The organism is Pseudomonas sp. DSV-1 (assembly GCF_035830915.1).
GTDB lineage: Bacteria > Pseudomonadota > Gammaproteobacteria > Pseudomonadales > Pseudomonadaceae > Aquipseudomonas.
This window is the reverse complement of the sequence record NZ_JAYMYG010000001.1, coordinates 2861102-2879863: the sequence shown is the minus strand read 5'-3', so window position 1 is coordinate 2879863 and position 18762 is coordinate 2861102. Positions and strand designations below refer to the sequence as shown.

The following is an 18762-nucleotide window of genomic DNA, read 5'->3' as shown; positions in this document are numbered from 1 at the left end:
GGTTATGCGTATTTTCATCCTGTTCTCTCTGGCGTTGGTGCTGGGCGGTTGCCAGAGCTTCAACGAAATGCTGCCTGACGAGGACTCCAGTGCTTTCGAACCGCCTCCCCTGGATTACAGCGTTCCACCGACCAGCAGTGGCGGGCTGTACCGTTCGGGGTTCGGCGGCTCGCTGTACCAGGACAAACGTGCGGTTCGGGTGGGGGACATTCTGACCATCGTGCTCGATGAGTCGACCCAGTCGAGCAAAAGTGCCGGCACCAGCTTTGGCAAAAAATCCGGGGTGGGCATCGACGTGCCGACCATCCTGGGCAAGACCTACCCCAACCTGGAAACCAAGCTGGGGGCGGGGCGCGACTTTTCCGGCTCCTCCAACAGTTCACAGCAGAACACCCTGCGTGGCTCGATTGCGGTGACGGTGCACAAGGTACTGCCCAACGGCACCTTGCTGGTCAAGGGCGAGAAGGCGCTGCGCCTCAATCAGGGCGACGAATTCATCCGTCTGGCCGGGCTGGTGCGCATGGATGACATCAACCGCTACAACCAGGTGTCATCCCAAAGCGTGGCCAACGCCCGTATCTCCTATGCCGGGCGAGGCGTGCTGAACGACAGCAACTCGGCAGGCTGGCTGACGCGCTTCTTCGCCAGCCCCTTGTTTCCGATGTGAGTGGACAGTTTTTTATGCGAAGCATTTTTTATAGCGGGCTGGCGGCGCTGGCCCTGTTGCTGGGCATGCCAGCACACGCGGCGCCTTTGATGGATCTGGTGGACATCGAAGGGATCCGCTCCAACCAGGTGATTGGCTATGGCCTGGTGGTGGGGCTGGACGGCAGCGGCGACAAGAATCAGGTCAAGTTCACCAACCAGTCGGTGGCCAACCTGATCAAACAGTTCGGCATCAACCTGCCGCCCAATGTGGATCCCAAGCTGAAAAACGTGGCTGCAGTGACCGTCACCGCGAGCATTCCGGCGTCGTACAGTGCCGGGCAGTCCCTGGACGTGACGGTCTCGTCCCTGGGTGATGCCAAAAGCCTGCGCGGCGGGCAACTGCTGCTGACCCCGCTGATGGGCGTGGACGGCGAAGTCTATGCACTGGCCCAGGGCGCCGTAGTGGTGGGCGGGGTCAAGGCTTCGGGGCGCAGTGGTTCCAGTGTGTCGGTCAACAGCTCCAATTCGGGCCTGATCCCTAACGGGGCGACGGTCGAGCGGATGATCCCCAGCGATTTCAATGAGCGCAGCGATGTGATGCTCAACCTGCGCAACCCCAGCTTCCAGACGGCCAGCCGGGTTGCCGAAGCGGTCAACGCACGTTTTGGCGCCGGCAGCGCCACGGCCCTGAATGGCACCAAGGTGTCGGTCACGGCGCCGATTGCCACCAGCCAGCGCGTCAGCTACATGGCCATTCTTGAGTCCCTGGACGTGCAGGAAGGCAGAACCCGGCCCAAGGTAGTGTTCAACAGCCGCACCGGCACCGTGGTGGTGGGGCAGGGGGTGCGGGTCAAGGCGGCGGCGGTGGCCCACGGCACCTTGACCGTGACCATCAGCGAAACCCCGCAGGTCAGCCAGCCTGGCGCGTTTTCGGGCGGGCAGACCGCCGTTGTACCGCGCTCCGACATTGATGTCAGCCAGCAGCGCAACCCCATGTTCGCCTGGCCCGACGGTGCCGACCTGGACAGCATCATCAAGACGGTGAACAGCCTCGGGGCGACACCGGATGATGTGATGAGCATATTGCAGGCACTGGAACAGGCCGGTGCCCTGAACGCTGAATTGATCGTGATTTAAGGCCCTTTCACCATGAGCATTACCCAAATTTCGCAACACCGAAAATCGGGGCAGGAGCCTTCTGCCGATGTGGCCGTGGCACGCCAGGCACGTCTTGAAAACGTGGCGGAGCAGTTCGAGGCCATGTTCTTGCAGCAGATCCTCAAGCAAATGCGCAAGGCGGGCGATGTGTTGTCCGAGGGCAGCCCGATGCGCAGCCGCCAGGGCGACACCCTGCGTGAGTTCCACGACGAAGCGCTGGCCGAAAAGCTGGCTGGCCATCGCAAAACCGGGATTGCCGACATGCTGGTCAAACAGCTGTCTCCCGGCATGCCATCTACACCCCCTGCGGCCCCGGCCCCGAGCGGGCAGTGCGGCGCGCCGGTGGCCACGGCTGGCCTGCTGGCCGCCAACAAGGCGCTGACTAGTGCGCGGGCTGCCCACCATGATTTGCCGCCTGCTGCCCTTAAACCGCAGATGGTCGACAGCTTGCTGGCACCCATCGTCAACACCTGGCAGCGCGGTATCGACAGCCTTGGCAAGGGGGCTGCCGGGTTGGTGGCGCTGGTGGAAAAAGTCATCCAGCACGAGTCGGGCGGGCGGGTGGCGGTGGTCTCGCCCAAGGGCGCCCGTGGCCTGATGCAACTGATGCCGGGCACGGCCCGGGAAATGGCCCAGGAGCTGAACCTGCACTACAACGAGCAGCGCCTGACCCGTGATGGCGAGTACAACAAGCAGTTGGGCACGGCGTATCTGGACAAACTGCTCAAGCGCTATGACGGCGCCACGGCGCTGGCGGTGGCGGCGTACAACGCCGGGCCCGGGCGAGTGGATGAGTGGCTCAAGAGCAATGGCGACCCGCGCCAGGGCACGATCAGCGTCAGTCAGTGGGTGGAGCGCATTCCGTTCAAGGAAACCCGCAACTACACCCGTTCGATCCTGGCCGACCTTGGCCAGAGCGGTATGTCGCCCAGAGCGCCGTCCGCTGCTACGCGCAGCGGGAAGATTGATGGCCTGGCATTTAAGTCGGGCGCCATTGCGGTCGCCTCAAGCACACAGGACCTCACTACCACCGTCAGCCGTGCAGCCGAACTGAGTTCACCGGCCTTTGCCCCGAACATGCGGGTTGCGCGCAAGGAGATTGAAACATGAGCCTCATGGGCCAGATCGGTTATTCCGGTGTATCGGCGGCGCAAGTCGCCCTGAACGCGGCGGCACAGAACATTGCCAACATCCGCACCCCGGGTTACAGCCGCTTGTCCGTGCAGACGGGCTCGGTCGGCGGGCAGGGCCAGCAGGTGGGGGGCGGGGTCAACGTAATCGGGGTCAAACGCATCAGCGACAGCTTCAAGACCCAGCAACTGTGGCGTGCCACCACCGACATGAACTACTACCAGGCCGGTCAGGACTACTTCAGTTCGCTGGAAGGCGTGATGTCGGGGGAGGGTTCCAACCTGAGCACCGGGCTCAACAACTTCTATGCTGCCCTGAGCGCTGCCAGCAGCAGCCCCGGTGATATCCCGTTGCGCCAGCAGATCCTGTCCGAGATGAAAAATCTCACCCAGCGCTTCAACGGGCTCAACAGCAATATCGACAATCAGCTCAAGGGCCTGCATGAGCAACGCTCGGCCATGGGCACCGAAATCAACGGCCTGAGCAATAACCTGGCGCTGCTCAACCAGAAAATCGTGCAGGCCGAATCCAACGGCGCCGACAGTTCTGCACTGCGCGATCACCGCGAGTCCCTGGTGGGCGAGCTGAGCAAGTACGCCGATGTGCGCGTGAGCGAAAGCCGCGACGGCTCCCTGACCGTGTCCCTGGCCAACGGCCAGCCACTGGTCAGCGGCAAAACCGCGGGCCAGTTATCGATCACCCTCAACGCTGCAGGTGAACAGGAAGTGGCGCTGAATTTTGCAGGCACCAGTTTCCCTTTGCATCAGGACACCCTGGGCGGCGCGTTCGGCGGGCTCTACAACGTCGAGCACAACAGCTTGCTGCCCGCCCGTGAAAGCCTCAAGGAAATGGCCGGGGCCCTGGCGACTCTGGTCAATGACACCCTGGCGACCGGTTTTGACCTCAATGGCAACCCGGGCAGCCCGCTGCTGACGTTCGACCCCAGCAGCACCAACGGCCTGTTGCAAATGAATAACGTCAGACCCGAAGAGCTGGCGCTGTCCGGTGTCGCGGGCGAGAGCGGCAACAACCAGGTGTTGCTGGACCTGATCGAACTGAAAAACACCCGGGTCACGGTGGGCGGCAACTCGGTGACGTTGAGCGAAGCCTACAGCGGCATGCTGGGGGATGTGGCCAGTGCCAGCCGACAGAACCAGGCCGACCTCAAGTCTGCCACCACCGTCACCGAGCAGGCCCAGAGCCAGCGCGACAGCGTGAGTGCGGTGAGTGATACCGAAGAAGCCCAGGCGGTGATGGATTACAACAAGGCGCTGCAAGCCAACATGAAGGTCATCCAGACCGCCAACAGTATTTTCGACACCATTCTGGCGGCTGTCTGAAGCCCGGCACATTGACTTGAGTAAAGGCCTGAACACATGCGAATCACCAACGTACACACCTCTGCCCTGATGCACAGCAACATGAACCGCAACGCCGAGGCGATCGGCAAGCTGCAGGCACAAATTGGCAGCGGCCTGCGCATCCAGAAACCTTCGGACGACCCGATTGCCAGCGCCCGCCTGATGCGTATCGAGCACGAGCAGGCCAGCCTGGAACAATACAACCTCAATATCGGCCGGGTATCGGACAACCTCATGGTGCAGGAAACCTATTTGAAGTCCGGCTCCGACGCCATGCTCGGCGTGCGCGATCTGCTGCTGTGGGCCGGTAACGACAGCAACAGCGGCGAGGATCTCTCGGCCATCGCCGATGAAATGTCGAGCCTGGAACAGAGCATCATGAGCTACTTCAACGCCAAGGACGAAGCGGGCAACTACCTGTTTTCGGGCACGCTCAGCAACACCCCGGCCGTGACCTTTGACCCGGCCAGCGGCACCTACAGCGTGACGGGCAACGACCAGCACCGACAGGCGGTCGTGGGCAATGGCGTGATGATCGATGACAACGTGACGGCCAGGGACATCCTGGGCCCCAATGCCGACCTGCTGAACGATCTGCACAGTCTGGTCGACAGTCTGAAGGCCGCGCCCAACGACCCGGCCACCCGCCAGCAGCTCAAGGACACGCTGGACAGCCTGGACCAGACCCACGGCCGCGTGCTGGGCGGGCTGACCGAGCTGGGCGGGCGCCAGAACACCCTGACCCTGCTGGGCAACGGCAACGCCGATGTGTCGTTGGCCAACCAGAAAGTCCAGGGTGATCTGTCGCAACTGGACATGGGCGGAGCGTTCCTGCAGGTCAGTGGCTACGAGCTTTCAATGCAGGCCAGCCAGAAGGTCTATACCCGCGTAGCGGCCATTTCCTTGTTTGACCTGATGTAAACCAGAACCGGAACAACCGACATGAAAGTTGTAAACGAACGCTCGGCCATTGCTTCTTATGACCTGGGCATGCGCACTCAGGCCCAGCAGCGCGACACCGTGCCCCAGCAGCGTGTGCGCAATGCCAGGCCGCCCGAATTGGCCAGCGCCCAGCGCCAGCCGGGGAAAATGGCCGGGCTGAGCCTGCAGTTGAACCAGCAGTCGTCTTCCATTCAGGCCGCGCACCTGTACCTGACCCAGGTCACCGAGCAGTTGAGCAGTTTCAAGCGTGATCTTGGCCGCAGCCTCAACGGCCCGGCCAAGGGCGGTCTCGAAGGTGAAACCCTGGCCCGTTCTGTCAATCGCCTCAACGACCTGCTGGAGAACCGCAGCCGGTTATCGGCCGCCAGTGTCGATGCCCAGATGGGCCTTAACCTGGACCAGCCGTTGCGCAGCCGTTTCAGCATTCAGGGGCTTGAATCCCTGAACGAGGTACAGGCCTCGGGCAGCGAAACCCTGCTGTTCAGTGCCGGGCGGCACATGCAGGGGCCGATTGCCGTGGTGCTGGACGACGACATGAACGAGCGCCAGATCCTGCGCCGCTTCAACACCAGCCTGGCCCAGGCCGGGTTGCATGCCGAGGTCAACGGCGAAGCGAAATTGCGCTTCTCGGCCACCGAGTCGCAATGGGGCAAGCTCAAGGGCCAGATGTCGATCCAGGGTGAAGACAAACTCTTCGCCCGGGCCAGTTTTACCCCGGTGCACAGCAAGGAGGAAAACCTGCTGGGCGCACCCTTGATTGCGCCCAAAGGTACGGGCCGGGCCGAGCTGCGTCAGTTGATAGCCACGGTGGACAAAGGGCTGGTGCGGGTCAACGGGGTCATCGAGCAACTCAATCAGCGCCAGGGGCATGTCCGGGAGCAGATCGGTCGCCACGAAAGCAAGGATGAAAAGCGCTGGGCCCACGACTTTGCCGGTCGCGTGTTTGAGGGCGAAGCCGGGCAGGGCAGTGACTACCTGAAAGTGGCGCAACTGGTGCAATGCCAGGCCAATGTGTCGCGGCACCGGGTGGTCGGGTTGATGGGCTGAGTCGAGAGGTCAGCTGGTTTGCAGGTCGCCGGCCCGGATGTCGGTGGTGTAAATGCCCCGTGCCGCCCGCATGGGCACCGGGGGCATGAGCGGCCTGATATCGATCAGCTCCCAGGCCAGCCAACCGTCCTCGTAATAGCTTGCACAGGCCGCTGGCACGTCTTGCGGTTCAAACGGGCGTATGGCCTTGACCCGTACGATGGCCACGGCGATGCCCTCGGGGTCTTCATCACCGTCGATATGCAGAAATCGCTTGTTCTCGACAATCAGCAGGTCTTCGGTCGGGGCCAGTTCGGGGTGCCAGCGCCGCACTTCAAGGGTTTTCTCCCCCGAGGCAATTCGGCTGGCGCCGGGGTGAACAATGGACAGGGTTTTGATGGCACTCTCCTTAGTGGCCTGGTTGCCCGAGCAGTGACTGCTCGTAGGCGGCGGTCATGGTCTGCCAGGTTTTTGGATCGGCAGGGATCAGATGCTCGATGCGCAAAGACGTTACCGTGATGTCGAGCGGCATGCCGAAGGTGGTGAACGTGGACATGAAATTCAGCTCGCCCTGAGGGGAGCGGATACGGGTCAGCACCAGCGGTGGTAGTTCATTGCTCACGGCGGCGCAGGACGGCGGGGCATCGAGGGTTTGCAGCAGTTCGGCCAGGGCCGGGTTGTCCAGCGCCTCGCGGGTAGCCCGCTGCCAGGCAATGCTGCGGATTTGCTCGGGGTTGATCAAGTGGTCGCCCAGGCCGCCGGGTTGCAGCAGGGTGGTCAACAGGTTCAAGCCCTGCGCCGCGTCGGCGGGCAGCCCCAGCAGATTGAACAACACCCGGGTGCTGGCGTTGGCTGCCAGCACCTGCCAATGGCTGCCCAGCACGATCGCCGGAGCAGGGTTATTGGCGTGCAGCACATGGCTGATGGCGTCACGCACGGCGTCCATTGCCGGGGAGGACAGCGGGGTGGTTTCGTAACGAGGCGCGTAACCGGACGCCAGGAACAGGCTGTTGCACTGCTCCAGCGGGACCTCCAGGGCCATCAGCAAGTTGTGCAGTGTGCCTGGGCCGGGCCGGGCGCGGCCGGTTTCAATGCAGCTCAAATGGCGCTGGGAAATGCCCGCGATCATGGCCAGGTCGAGCTGGCTCAAGCGGGCCTGTCGGCGCAGCAAGCGCAGCTGGGGTCCGGCGGTTGTCGGGGCCGTGGTACGGGGGAAGGGTTGGCTGTTCATGCATCAACTCTGGCAGTGGCCATGATCGGCGTCCATGACCTGTGAGGTCATTGCGGGTGCGGCAAAAGTATCACTAACTGGCGTACCGTCAGCCCCCGCTAAAGGACAGTACATGAACAAACCCTATCTCGCCCTTGCCGCATTGCTGGGCTTCACCGGTTACACGGGCTACACGATGTGGACGGCGCAGCAGTCGCTGGTGGCTTTCGGCCTGGGCCTGATGTCCAGCCCCGACACGGCTCAGGTCGTGATTGACCTGTACCTGCTTGCGGTTCTGGCCTGCATCTGGATGTACCGGGATGCTCGCGCCAAAGGCCGTTCGTTGGCATCGGTGCTGCCTTATCTGCTGCTTACCGCCGTTTTTGTTTCCGTGGGGCCGCTGCTGTATATCGTGGTCGATGGGTTCAGGTCGGGCGTCAAAACACCTGCTGATATCTGACAACGCCCTGCCAATAGCGACATTGCGACACCTTTTACACATGCACGCTGTTCTGGATTAGATTCAGGCCCTCATAATGCCAGCATTAAAAAGCGTGTCGTCGTGCAGATGAGGTGATGTCTTGTTGAGTGGTGAAAAAAGCTCGGTCGAGCTGAATTGGAACGAAGTCCGGGACGGCTTCAAACAGCTTTTGCCCATTTCCATGTTTGTGGTGGTGTTCGGCATTGCGTTCGGGCTTGCTGCTGCTCAGACGGGGCTGGACGATGGGGCAAGCCTGCTCATGAGTACCCTGGTGTTTGCCGGTGCGTCGCAGTTCGCAGCGCTGGACCTTTGGGGCGCGCAGGTACCTCTTGTTCCGTTGATCGTGACGGTGTTTGCGATCAATGCCCGGCATCTTTTGATGGGGGCAACCTTGTACCCCTGGCTGCGCGAGCTCCCTACGGCCAAGCGCTACGGGGTGATGATGGTGATATCGGACGCCAACTGGGCGATGTCGATGCAGGCGTTCAACAGCGGCAAATCGGGCATCGGCCTGATCCTGGGCGGCGGCATTGCGCTGTGGGCGGCCTGGGTGTTGGGCAGTTGGCTGGGCGTGTACTTTGGCAGCGATATCCAGGACCCGGTCAGTCTGGGGCTGGACATGGTGATGGGCTGCTTTCTGCTGGCCATGGTGGTCGGCGGGCAAAAGAACCTGCGCATGCTGGTGATCTGGAGTGTGGCAGCCGTCTCGTCACTGTTGGCGCACCGGTACTTGCCTGAAAACAGCCATGTGGTGGTCGGGGCACTGGCGGGTGGCGTGCTTGGCGCTGTGTGGATGGAGAAGAAAAAGTGAGCATTGATAGCGCAGGTTACGGCACCTTCATCATCATTCTGATCATGGCCGTGGTCACGTTGGTCACGCGCCTGGGGGGCGTTTTCGTGATGTCCTTCGTTCCCATCAACTACCGGGTGCAACAGTTCATCAGCGCCATGTCGGGCTCAGTGCTGGTCGCGCTGCTGGCGCCTCTGGCGCTTAACGGTGACAACGGTGCACGCCTTGCCTTGCTGACCACGGCAGTTGTGATGCTGGTGCTCAAGAAGCCCCTGCCCGCGATCGCGGCAGGCGTGATTGCAGCGGCGGTGTTCAGGCATTTGTGATAGCACACATGTGTCGCGGCCTTCTGTAGCCGCTGAGCACTGCGACGTAGCAGTCGTAAAGTCGGCTTTTACGGTTAATCAGGCATACCGCGTGTGCCTGTTTTGCGACCGCTACGTCGCAGTGGCGCACCATCTCGATCGCAGCCTCGTACTACTCGTCAGCGACTACACATGGATGGGTGCCGAAACCTGTAGTCGCTGACGAGCCGTGCGAGGCTGCGTCCGGCTGCGAAGCAGTCGTGAAACCGGCTTCCACGGTTAATCAGGTGTACCGCGTGTACCGGTTTTGCGACCGCTTCGCGCTCGATCGCAGCCTCGTTCTACTCGTCAGCGGCTACACGCGGTACACGCGGGATGGGTGCCGAAACCTGTAGTCGCTGACGAGCCGTGCGAGGCTGTGTCCGGCTGCGAAGCAGTCGTGAAACCGGCTTGCACGGTTAATCAGGTATACCGCGTGTATCGGTTTTGCGACCGCTACGCGCTCGATCGCAGCCTCGTACTACTCGTCAGCGACTACACGTGGGTTAGACGACGAATCTGAACCGCTGTGGAGCGCAGCTTTACCCCGCCCAATTCACCGAGCATCATGTGCCGCCCGCACCCACGTCCAGGGTGCCGGGTATTGGCGGTTAAAAGGAACTGAAGTTGAACGAACACACATTGTCCATGCGCCTTGAGCGCGTGGCAGCCCATATGCCAGCCGGTGCGCGCCTGGCCGATATCGGTTCGGACCATGGGTATCTGCCGGTGGCGTTGATGCGCCGTGGTGCCATCACGGCAGCAGTTGCAGGCGAGGTGGCGTTGACGCCCTTTCACGCGGCGCAACGCACTGTGCGCGAAAACGGCCTGGAACAGCTGATCACCGTGCGCCAGGCCAACGGTCTGGAGGCCATCGAGGCTGCAGACGAGATCACCGCGATCAGTATCTGCGGCATGGGTGGCGAGACTATCCGCGACATCCTTGAGAGCGGCAAGGCGCGGCTGAACGGGCGGGAGCGGCTGATCCTGCAACCCAATGGCGGTGAGCAGCCTCTGCGCCAATGGCTGATGGACAATCACTACAGGATCCTGTGCGAAGAGCTGTTGCAGGAAAACGGCTTCTACTACGAAATCATCGTCGCCGAGCGCGCCGGGCCGGTGCTGTATACGGCCGAGGAACTGTATTTCGGACCCTTGCAGATGCAGGCGCGCAGCCCTGTGTTTCTGGGCAAGTGGCAACGCATGCTGCTCCAGAAGCAGAAGGTCCTGACCAGCTTTGACCAGGCGCGGCAGGTGGTACCCGAGGACAAGGTGCAGGAAATCGCCCGGCAGGCCCGCTGGATCACTCAATTGCTGGCCTAGGCCCGGGCCGCTGATCTCAAACTTTCGTACGCAGCCATGCCAGCAACTGTGCCTGAGGGCTATCGGCAATCAACGGCTGGGGCGAAAGCAGGCAATAACGCGAACCGTCCTCGACGAACCCCCCAGGCGCAGCCAGTACGCCGCTTTCCAGATCGTCGCGCACCAGATGCCAGGGGCCGATGGCCACGCCCAGGCCAGCAACGGCCGCCTGCAGGCTGAAATAGAAGTGCTCGAAGGTTTGCCCCGGTGCCTCAGGCCAGGCCAGGCCTGCCGCTGCGGCCCATTCATGCCAGGCCCCCGGCCGCGTGCGCGTGTGCAGCCGAGGTGCGTCGGCCCGCAATTGCGGACTGGCGTCCTCTGCACAAAACCACTGGGCAACTTTTTCCGGGCGACATACCGGGCCGATTTTTTCCGCAAACAAGGGCTCTGCATGATAACTGTCGGCCCAGGGGAAATCGTCACGGCGGATGGCCAGGTCGATATCACTGGCAAAGCTGAACGGCCCTCCACCCGCGACCAGATGTACGTTTATCTCCGGATGCCGGGCCTGGAAATCAGGCCAGCGCGGGATCAACCAGCGCATCAGCAACGTAGGCTCGCAAGACAGCACCCAGGCCGGTTTCTGGCGGGCGTTGGCGCGCACTGTGTCGATGGCCTGGGCCATCAGCCCCAGTCCATCGCCCACCGCTTTGGCCAGCACGCGGCCGGCATCGGTGAGAAACACCCGGCGGCTGCGGCGCTCGAACAGCTCCACACCCAGCTCCTCTTCGAGCAGGCGCACGGCGCGGCTGACTGCGCCGGGGGTCAGGTGCAGTTCGCTGGCGGCACGACTGAAGTTCTCCTGACGTGCTGCAGCCTCAAAGCAACGCAAGGCCAAAAGGGAAGGCAGCCGCCCATGACTGGTTGGTGAGTCAGACTCACTATTGTTGTCAGATATCATCGTTATTCATCTGCGGTCTGTGCCAATAGCATGGCGTCTGTTCGTTAACAGTCGACAGGATACGCCATGACCGAATTGATAGCTGTAATCACAATAACCCTGCTGGCCATCATCAGTCCGGGGCCCGATTTTGCGATGGTGACGCGCAACAGTCTGATGCTGTCGCGCCGCGCCGGGGTGCTGACCGCCCTGGGCATAGGCCTGGGGGTGATGGTGCATGTGACCTACACTCTGGTGGGTGTGGGCCTGCTGATCCAGCAGTCGCCCTGGGTGTTCAGCACCATCAGGCTGGTGGGTGCGGTTTACCTGATCTATTTGGGTGTGAAGATGTTGCGTGCCAAGCCCGGCAGCGGGTCAGCCGAAAGCCTGGTGGCACCATTGTCGGATCTGGCGGCGCTGCGCACGGGCTTTCTCACCAATGCACTCAACCCTAAAACCACACTGTTTATCGTCAGCCTGTTTATGCAGGTAGTACGCCCGGACACACCGCTGGCCGTGCAGATTGGCTATGGCGGCTTCATTGCAGTGGCCCATATGGTCTGGTTCGCTCTGGTCGCGTTGTGTTTCTCGGCGGGGGCAGTGCAGGGGCGCTTGCTTGCCGTGCGTCACTGGATCGACCGCGTCTTCGGTGGGCTGCTGGTTGGCTTCGGGATCTTGCTCGCAGTTCTACGCTGAACAGGGGCAATTTCCTCTCCTTGAAGTGTTTTTTTCACCTGATGGGAAGCCCGGAATCAGAGCTGACGCTGTACAAAAGTCAGTTACAAATAATAAGATGAGAAGAATTATCATTAGCGCTAAGCGAATCTCACATGTCTCACGACAGGACCGTCTCGCCCGTCGAGCAGCTGTATGCGAATCATCATGGTTGGCTGCGGGGCTGGCTTCATCGGCGACTGGGGCATAGCGCCGATGCCGAGGACCTGGCACACGACACGTTTATCCGTGTACTGCGTTCAAAGCACGATGCGCAGGCGTTGCGTCAGCCCATGGCGTTTCTTGCAACCATTGCCAACGGCCTGCTGATCAACCGCTGGCGGCGTCAGGCAATCGAGCGGGCTTACCTTGAGGCGCTGGCTGCCCGACCGGCAGGCGAGGAGCCTTCCCCCGAAGACCGCTACCTGACGATCGAGACCCTGCTGCAACTCGATTCGCTGTTGATCGGGTTGTCTGCCCGGGTGCGGCAGATTTTCTTTTTGTCCCAGCTCGATGGCTTGACCTACCCGCAGATCGCCGCGCAGTTGAGCCTGAGCGTGGCCCAGGTGCAGCGGGCCATGGGCAAGGCCTTCAGCGTCTGCTACGCGAGCCGTTTCGAATGAGCGGCGTTTCTGTCAATCCCCGTGTGCGGGATATGGCCATCGACTGGATTGTGCGCATGCAGTCCGGGCTCATGGGGGCGGCTGACCATCAGGCCTTGCAGCAATGGCGTCAGGCGAGCGCTGAACACGAATGTGCCTGGCAGCGCGTCAGTAGCCTGGCGCTGTTGCTGCAGCCCGGGGCCGCGCTTTTATCCGATGCCACAGCGCGCAGGGCGCTTGAGTCAGCCGGGGCAGACCCTCAGCAGCGCAGGCAGCTGCTCAAGTGCTTGTTGGCACTGGGCCTGTTTGGCGGGGTTTCCTGGCAAGGTGCGCAATCGACCGTGGTGCGCACAGCCCTGGCCACTTACCGCACCACAACGGGCGAGCGTCGTCAGTGGCGGCTGGCCGACGGCACTTCCTTATGGTTGAACACGGCCAGTGCGGCCAACGTGGAGTGGCGAGAAGACCAGCGCCATGTGCAGTTGATCGAGGGCGAACTGGCTCTGAATGCACAGGCCGAATCAGGTTCGGCGCAACTGGTCACGCCCGATGCCGTGTTGCGTGGCCGTGGGGCCAGCCTGCTGGTGCGCCATGATCGCCAGGGCACTCAGGTGACGGTATTGCGCGGCCTGGTGCAGGTGAACTCGCCTTACAACCGGGCGCCATTGTTGCTGGAGGCGGGTTGGCTAACGCGGGTGGATGCCGGGGGCATTCATCCGGCAAGCCTCACCGATGTGTTTCTGGCCCAGGCGTGGCTGCGGGGCATTTTACCGGCCGAGCGCATGCGCCTGGATGCTTTGCTGGCCGAGCTGTCACGCTACCGGCCCGGTATTTTGCGCTGCAGCGAACAGGTGGCGGCCTTGCGCGTGACGGGCAGTTTCCAGCTGGATGACACGGACGCGGCGCTGGCGCTGGTCGCCCATGCATTGCCAGTCCGTATCGAGCGGCGGACCCGCTATTGGGTCACGGTGGTGGCGGTCTGAATTATTTTTCGTTCTGCGCGACAGTTTTTCGAAACTGGCGGGGCCTATAGGAATAACCCACCGAAACAGGTGGGCCTTCACCTTCAGGAGCCCTGCATGATTTCCCCCGCACGTGTTTTATGCGCCCGCACCTTTGGCCTGCTTTTACTGGGCCTGCAACCGCTTTACAGCGCAGCCGTTTTCGCTGCTGATGAGCGTCAGCACTTCAATATCGATGCCGGCCCCCTGGATCAGGTGCTTTCGCGTTTCGGTGTGCAGGCGCGAATCAGCATGGCCGGGAGTTCGACACTGACGGCGGGCAAGAGCAGCAAGGGGTTGCAGGGCGACTTCAGTACCGAGGCGGGCCTGACACGACTGTTGTCGGGCACCGGCCTGAGCTATCAGCGCCGGGCGGACGGCAGCGTCGAACTGTTTCAGGGGGCAGGGGCGGTCGTGCTGCCCTCGCAGAAGGTCACAGGGGAAGATCCCGCCCTTGAAGAGGTCTATCTGGCGCCTCGATCCACCGTGTATATCTCCAGCGAAGAGATGCAACGTTTTGGCGTGATCTCGGTGGGCGATGTACTCAAGGGCCAGCCGGGTGTACAGGTAGGGGACAGCCGTAATGGCGGTGGCCTGGATGTGAACATTCGTGGCATCCAGGGGCAAAGCCGGGTAGCCGTCACGGTCGATGGCTCGCAACAGGCGCTGGATGTGTACCGCGGCTATGCCGGTACGCAGCAGCGCAGCTACATTGACCCTGACCTGATCAGCGATATCACCATCGACAAAGGCCCGAGCCTGACATCGAGTGCCATCGGCGGCACGGTAAAGATGCGCACCATCGGCGTAGACGACATTTTGCGTGACGGTCAAACCGTTGGCCTGCGCCTCAAAGGCGATGTGTGGAACAACGGCGTTGCTCCCGCCTCCCGTGACGGCCATTCGGCCACTGAGACCCTTTACTCCGAACCGCACCGGGACCGTGGCGGCCTGTTCGGTTCAGAGGCCCAGTCCGGCAGTGCTGCGTTTGCCTGGACCCACGACTACTTCGATGTGGTGGCAGCGTACGCGCATCGCAATCAGGGCAACTATTTCGCTGGCAAGAAGGGTCAGGACCGCTACCGCACGTTTAACCGTTATGGGCGCGAGAACATGACGGTCGCCACGACGTACAACCCCGGTGAAGAGGTGCTCAACTCATCGGCAGAGACCGACTCGTACCTGATCAAAACCACCATTCGCCCGGCCGACGACCATACGCTGGAGTTGGGCTTCAGGCGGTACGACGGCCATATTGGCGAGATCATGCCTTCGGATATTTTCCGGTTCGGCACCGGGGGCATCTACCAGTACCCCCTGAGCCACACGAAAATCGACACCTATACCGCCCGCTACAATTACTTGCCAGACGCCAACCCGTTGGTGGACCTGACGGCCAGCCTGTGGATGACGGACGCTCAAACCAGCAACCTGACGTCGGTGCTGGCGCCGGCTTCGCAGCGTTATCGCTCGGATCGCAACTGGACCCGACAGGCCGACCGGCGCATTGGCGGCGACCTGGCCAATACCTCGCGGTTCACTACGCGCTACGGCGATCTGAAGCTGGATGTGGGCAGCGGGTTCCAGATCGAGGAACTGCGCCCGCAGAAAGGCGTGGTCACCAATCAGGATGACATCAATGCCAACCGCAGCCTGCGCGATGGCTCCCGGCAGGAGTTCAGCCTGCACAGCAAGCTGGAGTACCAGCCGGTCGACAGGCTGACGATCTGGGGGGGCGGTCGTTATACCTATTACCGCACCAAGGATCACGTTGCCCACTCGACGGCGCTGCGCGAGGAGCGCGAGTTGAGGTACCTGAGGGTCTTTAGCCCGCAGAGCTACGGCAACATGATGTGGTTCCCGGATCAGAACGGCCAGTACACCGACGCCACGGACCCGCGGTTGAACAACGGTATCGTGTTCAACAACACCAACTTCCCTTTCGAGGGCACGCGCTACAACGACTTCGGCGCTACCGAGTCGACGGTCTATCCGTCCCAGGTTGGCGAGGTGGTCAGCGGTTACGCGTACTCGGGCAAACAAAGCGACAGCGGCGGTGCTTTTGCGCCTGCCATTGGTTTCAACGTCGAACTGGCGCCGGACACGTTCTTCTATGCCTCATACACCCAGGGCCTGCGCATGCCTTCGCTGTTCGAAACCAGCCAGGGCGTCTTGCAGACCATGCCCGGCAAAGGCCTGAAACCCGAGCGCTCAAGCAACTGGGAGGTCGGTGCCAGCACGCTGCATAAAAGCCTGTGGGTGGACAATGACTCGGCGGCCATCAAGGTTGCCTACTTCAATACCAACATCAAGAACTACATCACCCGCTATTACGATCCAAGCCCGGGGTTGATGGGCCTGATGCAGTTCAGCAATACCGACAGCTTCAAAACCAGCGGCCTGGAGTTGCAATCGCATTACGACGCGGGTCGCGTGTTTGCAGATTTTTCGTCCACTTACTACCTGAAAACCGAAACCTGCGACTCGACCTTCGCGGCACGCTTGCGAGCCAGCTCCAACCCTTATCAGGACTTGAGCAAAACGCCGAACTGCACGCCGGGCAGCTTCATGGGTTCTTACTCCAACACCCAGAACCCGCCACGCTTTGCGGCAAACCTGACCACGGGCCTGCGCTTTTTTGACCAGACGCTCACCGTCGGCGGCCGTGGAACCTATACCTCAGGCCCGACCGTCAAGGCCGACAATGAATGGCAAACCGGTGCTACCACGCCGCAACTGGTCTATGAACAAGTGGCGTTGTTTGATCTGTTCCTCAACTACAAGCTCAAGGACCACACGCAGCTCAATGTGTCGTTGCAGAACCTGACTGACCGCTATTACCTCGACCCGCTGGCCCAGAGTTTCATGCCTGCGCCTGGGCGTACGTTGCGCGTGGGTGTGCAGACCACGTTCTAGTCGGCCCGTTGGCTGGCGCTGTCGAACATGGCGATAAAACGGTTGATCAGCGGTGACGGGTTGTGGGCATGCCAGCTCATGTACAGCCCGATGGCAGGGTTGGCAGATTCTGCCACCGGGCGAATCGGGCGAAACACCACCTTGTCGAGCATGTTCGAGCCGGCAATGGACTCAGGCACCAGCGCCACGCCAAAACCGCAACTCACCAGGCCGATCAGGGTATGGATCTGCGCGGCTTCCTGTACCACCCTGGGGTAAAAACCGGCGGCTTCGCACAGGGCGATCAATTGGTTGTGATAGCCGCTGCCCAGGGCCTGCGGGGTGAACACGAAGTCTTCGTCGGCAAAATCCCGAAGCTCGATCGGGCCTGACTGCGCTTTTGGATGATCAAGGGGCAGCGCCATGACGATGGTTTCTTCGAACAACAGGCGCGATTCGATGTTCTGCGCCGAATGCGGCAGTTTGCGCATGAACGCGATATCGGCTTCTGCGGCCAGAATCGCCTTGGCCTGGCTGGAGGAGGGCATCTCCCTGATGACCAGCTGGACATCGGGAAAGCGTTGGCGAAACCGCCTGAGGGTGCTGAGCAATGGCTCGTAGTACGCGATGGAGACAGCAGTCACCGTGAGGGTGCCCGCAATGCCTTCGGACACCTGGCGGGCGTGTTCAATCCCCCGTTCCAGCGCCTTGAGTGTTTGATAGGCAGCCTGCAAAAAGACAGTGCCTGCGGGTGTCAGTTTGACCTCTCGCTTGTTGCGGGTGAACAGGCTGAAACCCAGTTTGCCTTCCAGCCGATTAATGGCCTGGCTCAGGGGCGGTTGGGCTATATGCAGGCGAATTGCAGCTTTATGAAAGTGCAGCTCTTCAGCCACCGCGATGAACTGCCTGAGCAGTCGGGTTTCGATCATTTTCAGCGTTCCTTGATTTGAACTGATCACTGTTGCCGGAGCAGGGTAACAATTAATTCTATAGAAGGCTTGATTACTCATCGGTTTTAAAGAAGCCGCGTGATAGGCGCAGCGTATCAACTGAGTGCCTGTTTAGTATTAAACAACTTGGCGTCCGATTGATAAGGTGAGGTGATTATCACAAGGAACTACCCATGAACTTTTCCGGAAAAACCGCCGTTGTAACGGGTGCTGGCCGTGGGCTGGGTTTGAGTTATGCACGTGAGTTGGCAAGGTTGGGTGCCAATGTCGTGATCAGTGACAGTGGCGCAGACAAGACGGGTGCAGGCACGGATGCCGCCGTTGCCCTCGATGCCGCCCGAACACTTGCAGCCGAGGGATTCAGCGTGATCGGCCATCATGGCGACCTGGCTGGCGAGCAGGGGTGTCGGCAATTGATCGAGACAGCCATCAATGGGTTCGGGCAACTGGATATTGTGATCCACAACGCGGGCTGGGTTGGTTATCAGTCGATCGAAGAAACGCAACCGGCGTTTATTCAGCGGGCGCTGGATATAAACATCTACAGCCCGATCTGGCTCTGCAAGCATGCCTGGAAATACCTCAGGCACTCTGCAGCTGCACGGGTGGTGCTGACGTCTTCGGACCGCGCCATGTATCAGCAGTATGCGCAGCCGGGGCTGACGGCCTATGCCGCGGGCAAGATGGCCCAGCTTGGGATCATGAATGCACTGAGCATGGAAGGTGCGGCCGATGGCATTCTGGTCAACGCCGTATCGCCGGTGGCCAAAACCCGCCTGTGGGGCGTGAGTGGCGAGCCGGACAACCTGAAACCTGAATGGGTCACTCCCGGCGTGATGTTTCTGGCTTCGCCGTTGTGCCAGGACACGGGCTACATTCTGCGGGCCAGCAATGGCCAGTTCAGCGCGACGCGATTTGTCGAGAACCCGGGAGTCGACTATCCCCTCGACCTGGCGCGGGTCAAGGCCTCAAGCGCCGAGCAGGTTGCCCGGTTGTGGGACCAGATCAAGGAGTGCTGAGGTGCTTGCCCGCGATCATTGAGGAGCATCCGACTTGCAGACCCATGTTTCAAGTGAACAGAAGGACTGTTAATTGTGCCTATAACTTAAGTATGGGCAGGGAGCAGGGCACGGATAAAACCCTTGTGCAGGTTGATGTTCGTGGCGTTATAAGCGGTTATTGCAACTTGAGTATTAGTCCTTAAGTTGGATCGCGGCGGTGCTATATAGAGTGTTAATACCAAGTTGTGAATTGTGTGTTGAAGCCT

General features: G+C 61.2%; 19 protein-coding genes. 15 read left to right on the top strand and 4 right to left on the bottom strand.

The genetic code is table 11. The features are described from left to right. Positions 1-4 precede the first annotated feature (4 nt). Genes flgH through VSQ83_RS13435 form a run of 6 tightly spaced genes read left to right on the top strand, consistent with a single transcriptional unit; the run spans position 5 to position 6287 of the window. Positions 5-667: a flagellar basal body L-ring protein FlgH gene (flgH, locus tag VSQ83_RS13460; RefSeq protein WP_326426997.1), complete on the top strand. Its 663-nt coding sequence runs from the start codon at positions 5-7 to the stop codon at positions 665-667. Between the two features lie 14 nt (positions 668-681). After that, positions 682-1785 (top strand): flagellar basal body P-ring protein FlgI, encoded by a 1104-nt coding sequence (locus VSQ83_RS13455; protein WP_326426996.1) that lies wholly within the window; start codon positions 682-684, stop codon positions 1783-1785. Positions 1786-1797: 12 nt separating this feature from the next. Continuing rightward, on the top strand, positions 1798-2916 hold the full coding sequence (locus VSQ83_RS13450; protein ID WP_326426995.1) for a lytic transglycosylase domain-containing protein: 1119 nt from the start codon (positions 1798-1800) through the stop codon (positions 2914-2916). After that, positions 2913-4277 carry a flagellar hook-associated protein FlgK gene (gene flgK / locus VSQ83_RS13445; RefSeq protein WP_219262751.1) on the top strand — a complete coding sequence of 455 codons (1365 nt, stop codon included), beginning with the start codon at positions 2913-2915 and terminating at the stop codon, positions 4275-4277. Before VSQ83_RS13450 ends, flgK begins: the two co-directional genes overlap by 4 nt. Positions 4278-4313: 36 nt before the next feature. Further along, on the top strand, positions 4314-5219 hold the full coding sequence (flgL, locus tag VSQ83_RS13440) for a flagellar hook-associated protein FlgL (protein WP_326426994.1): 906 nt from the start codon (positions 4314-4316) through the stop codon (positions 5217-5219). Between the two features lie 21 nt (positions 5220-5240). After that, positions 5241-6287 (top strand): hypothetical protein, encoded by a 1047-nt coding sequence (locus tag VSQ83_RS13435; RefSeq protein WP_326426993.1) that lies wholly within the window; start codon positions 5241-5243, stop codon positions 6285-6287. Between the two features lie 9 nt (positions 6288-6296). Here the strand turns inward: VSQ83_RS13435 and VSQ83_RS13430 are convergent, their stop codons facing one another. Together VSQ83_RS13430 and VSQ83_RS13425 are read right to left on the bottom strand one after the other, a co-directional pair. Beyond that, positions 6297-6650, bottom strand: a complete 354-nt coding sequence (locus VSQ83_RS13430) for an ASCH domain-containing protein (RefSeq protein ID WP_326427717.1) — start codon at positions 6648-6650, stop codon at positions 6297-6299. 25 nt (positions 6651-6675) lie between these two features. After that, positions 6676-7497, bottom strand: coding sequence for a helix-turn-helix domain-containing protein (locus VSQ83_RS13425; protein WP_133079265.1), 822 nt, complete (start codon positions 7495-7497; stop codon positions 6676-6678). A gap of 112 nt (positions 7498-7609) precedes the next feature. On the opposite strand from VSQ83_RS13425, the gene VSQ83_RS13420 reads away from it, so the two are divergent. From VSQ83_RS13420 to VSQ83_RS13405, 4 genes are all read left to right on the top strand, one after another. Next, complete coding sequence (locus VSQ83_RS13420; RefSeq protein ID WP_326426992.1) at positions 7610-7936, top strand: DUF2834 domain-containing protein; 327 nt, start codon at positions 7610-7612, stop codon at positions 7934-7936. Between the two features lie 121 nt (positions 7937-8057). Then, positions 8058-8768 carry an AzlC family ABC transporter permease gene (locus VSQ83_RS13415; RefSeq protein WP_219262755.1) on the top strand — a complete coding sequence of 237 codons (711 nt, stop codon included), beginning with the start codon at positions 8058-8060 and terminating at the stop codon, positions 8766-8768. Continuing rightward, positions 8765-9073: an AzlD family protein gene (locus VSQ83_RS13410; RefSeq protein ID WP_133079268.1), complete on the top strand. Its 309-nt coding sequence runs from the start codon at positions 8765-8767 to the stop codon at positions 9071-9073. The genes VSQ83_RS13415 and VSQ83_RS13410 overlap by 4 nt, the downstream gene beginning before the upstream one ends. Positions 9074-9718: 645 nt before the next feature. Next, positions 9719-10414 carry a tRNA (adenine(22)-N(1))-methyltransferase gene (locus VSQ83_RS13405; protein WP_326426991.1) on the top strand — a complete coding sequence of 232 codons (696 nt, stop codon included), beginning with the start codon at positions 9719-9721 and terminating at the stop codon, positions 10412-10414. Between the two features lie 16 nt (positions 10415-10430). On the opposite strand, the gene VSQ83_RS13400 is transcribed toward VSQ83_RS13405, so the two are convergent. Beyond that, positions 10431-11354: a LysR family transcriptional regulator gene (locus VSQ83_RS13400; protein ID WP_326426990.1), complete on the bottom strand. Its 924-nt coding sequence runs from the start codon at positions 11352-11354 to the stop codon at positions 10431-10433. Between the two features lie 66 nt (positions 11355-11420). Here VSQ83_RS13400 and VSQ83_RS13395 point away from each other — a divergent pair, with 66 nt between their 5' ends. The 4 genes from VSQ83_RS13395 to VSQ83_RS13380 all read left to right on the top strand — a co-directional run bounded on the left by VSQ83_RS13395 (position 11421) and on the right by VSQ83_RS13380 (position 16566). Beyond that, positions 11421-12029 (top strand): LysE family translocator, encoded by a 609-nt coding sequence (locus tag VSQ83_RS13395; RefSeq protein WP_219262758.1) that lies wholly within the window; start codon positions 11421-11423, stop codon positions 12027-12029. A 134-nt stretch (positions 12030-12163) separates the two neighbouring features. Further along, positions 12164-12670 (top strand): sigma-70 family RNA polymerase sigma factor, encoded by a 507-nt coding sequence (locus tag VSQ83_RS13390; RefSeq protein ID WP_219262759.1) that lies wholly within the window; start codon positions 12164-12166, stop codon positions 12668-12670. Further along, positions 12667-13632, top strand: coding sequence for a FecR domain-containing protein (locus VSQ83_RS13385; protein ID WP_326426989.1), 966 nt, complete (start codon positions 12667-12669; stop codon positions 13630-13632). Before VSQ83_RS13390 ends, VSQ83_RS13385 begins: the two co-directional genes overlap by 4 nt. A gap of 96 nt (positions 13633-13728) precedes the next feature. Next, complete coding sequence (locus tag VSQ83_RS13380; protein ID WP_219262761.1) at positions 13729-16566, top strand: TonB-dependent receptor; 2838 nt, start codon at positions 13729-13731, stop codon at positions 16564-16566. Here VSQ83_RS13380 and VSQ83_RS13375 read toward each other — a convergent pair. Beyond that, positions 16563-17474, bottom strand: coding sequence for a LysR family transcriptional regulator (locus VSQ83_RS13375; protein WP_219262762.1), 912 nt, complete (start codon positions 17472-17474; stop codon positions 16563-16565). The two genes, VSQ83_RS13380 and VSQ83_RS13375, sit on opposite strands and share 4 nt — an antisense overlap. A gap of 194 nt (positions 17475-17668) precedes the next feature. On the opposite strand from VSQ83_RS13375, the gene VSQ83_RS13370 reads away from it, so the two are divergent. After that, positions 17669-18514 carry an SDR family NAD(P)-dependent oxidoreductase gene (locus tag VSQ83_RS13370; protein ID WP_219262763.1) on the top strand — a complete coding sequence of 282 codons (846 nt, stop codon included), beginning with the start codon at positions 17669-17671 and terminating at the stop codon, positions 18512-18514. The last annotated feature ends 248 nt before the right edge of the window (positions 18515-18762 follow it).

Bases quoted from the DNA above. Each gene is read 5' to 3' on its own strand.
- VSQ83_RS13390 (WP_219262759.1), top strand. From the start codon at position 12,164: ATGTCTCACGACAGGACCGTCTCGCCCGTCGAGCAGCTGTATGCGAAT.
- VSQ83_RS13370 (WP_219262763.1), top strand. From the start codon at position 17,669: ATGAACTTTTCCGGAAAAACCGCCGTTGTAACGGGTGCTGGCCGTGGG.
- flgK (WP_219262751.1), top strand. From the start codon at position 2,913: ATGAGCCTCATGGGCCAGATCGGTTATTCCGGTGTATCGGCGGCGCAA.
- VSQ83_RS13420 (WP_326426992.1), top strand. From the start codon at position 7,610: ATGAACAAACCCTATCTCGCCCTTGCCGCATTGCTGGGCTTCACCGGT.
- VSQ83_RS13395 (WP_219262758.1), top strand. From the start codon at position 11,421: ATGACCGAATTGATAGCTGTAATCACAATAACCCTGCTGGCCATCATC.
- VSQ83_RS13400 (WP_326426990.1), bottom strand. From the start codon at position 11,354: ATGATATCTGACAACAATAGTGAGTCTGACTCACCAACCAGTCATGGG.
- VSQ83_RS13380 (WP_219262761.1), top strand. From the start codon at position 13,729: ATGATTTCCCCCGCACGTGTTTTATGCGCCCGCACCTTTGGCCTGCTT.
- VSQ83_RS13450 (WP_326426995.1), top strand. From the start codon at position 1,798: ATGAGCATTACCCAAATTTCGCAACACCGAAAATCGGGGCAGGAGCCT.
- flgH (WP_326426997.1), top strand. From the start codon at position 5: ATGCGTATTTTCATCCTGTTCTCTCTGGCGTTGGTGCTGGGCGGTTGC.
- VSQ83_RS13455 (WP_326426996.1), top strand. From the start codon at position 682: ATGCGAAGCATTTTTTATAGCGGGCTGGCGGCGCTGGCCCTGTTGCTG.
- VSQ83_RS13425 (WP_133079265.1), bottom strand. From the start codon at position 7,497: ATGAACAGCCAACCCTTCCCCCGTACCACGGCCCCGACAACCGCCGGA.
- VSQ83_RS13385 (WP_326426989.1), top strand. From the start codon at position 12,667: ATGAGCGGCGTTTCTGTCAATCCCCGTGTGCGGGATATGGCCATCGAC.
- VSQ83_RS13435 (WP_326426993.1), top strand. From the start codon at position 5,241: ATGAAAGTTGTAAACGAACGCTCGGCCATTGCTTCTTATGACCTGGGC.
- VSQ83_RS13375 (WP_219262762.1), bottom strand. From the start codon at position 17,474: ATGATCGAAACCCGACTGCTCAGGCAGTTCATCGCGGTGGCTGAAGAG.
- flgL (WP_326426994.1), top strand. From the start codon at position 4,314: ATGCGAATCACCAACGTACACACCTCTGCCCTGATGCACAGCAACATG.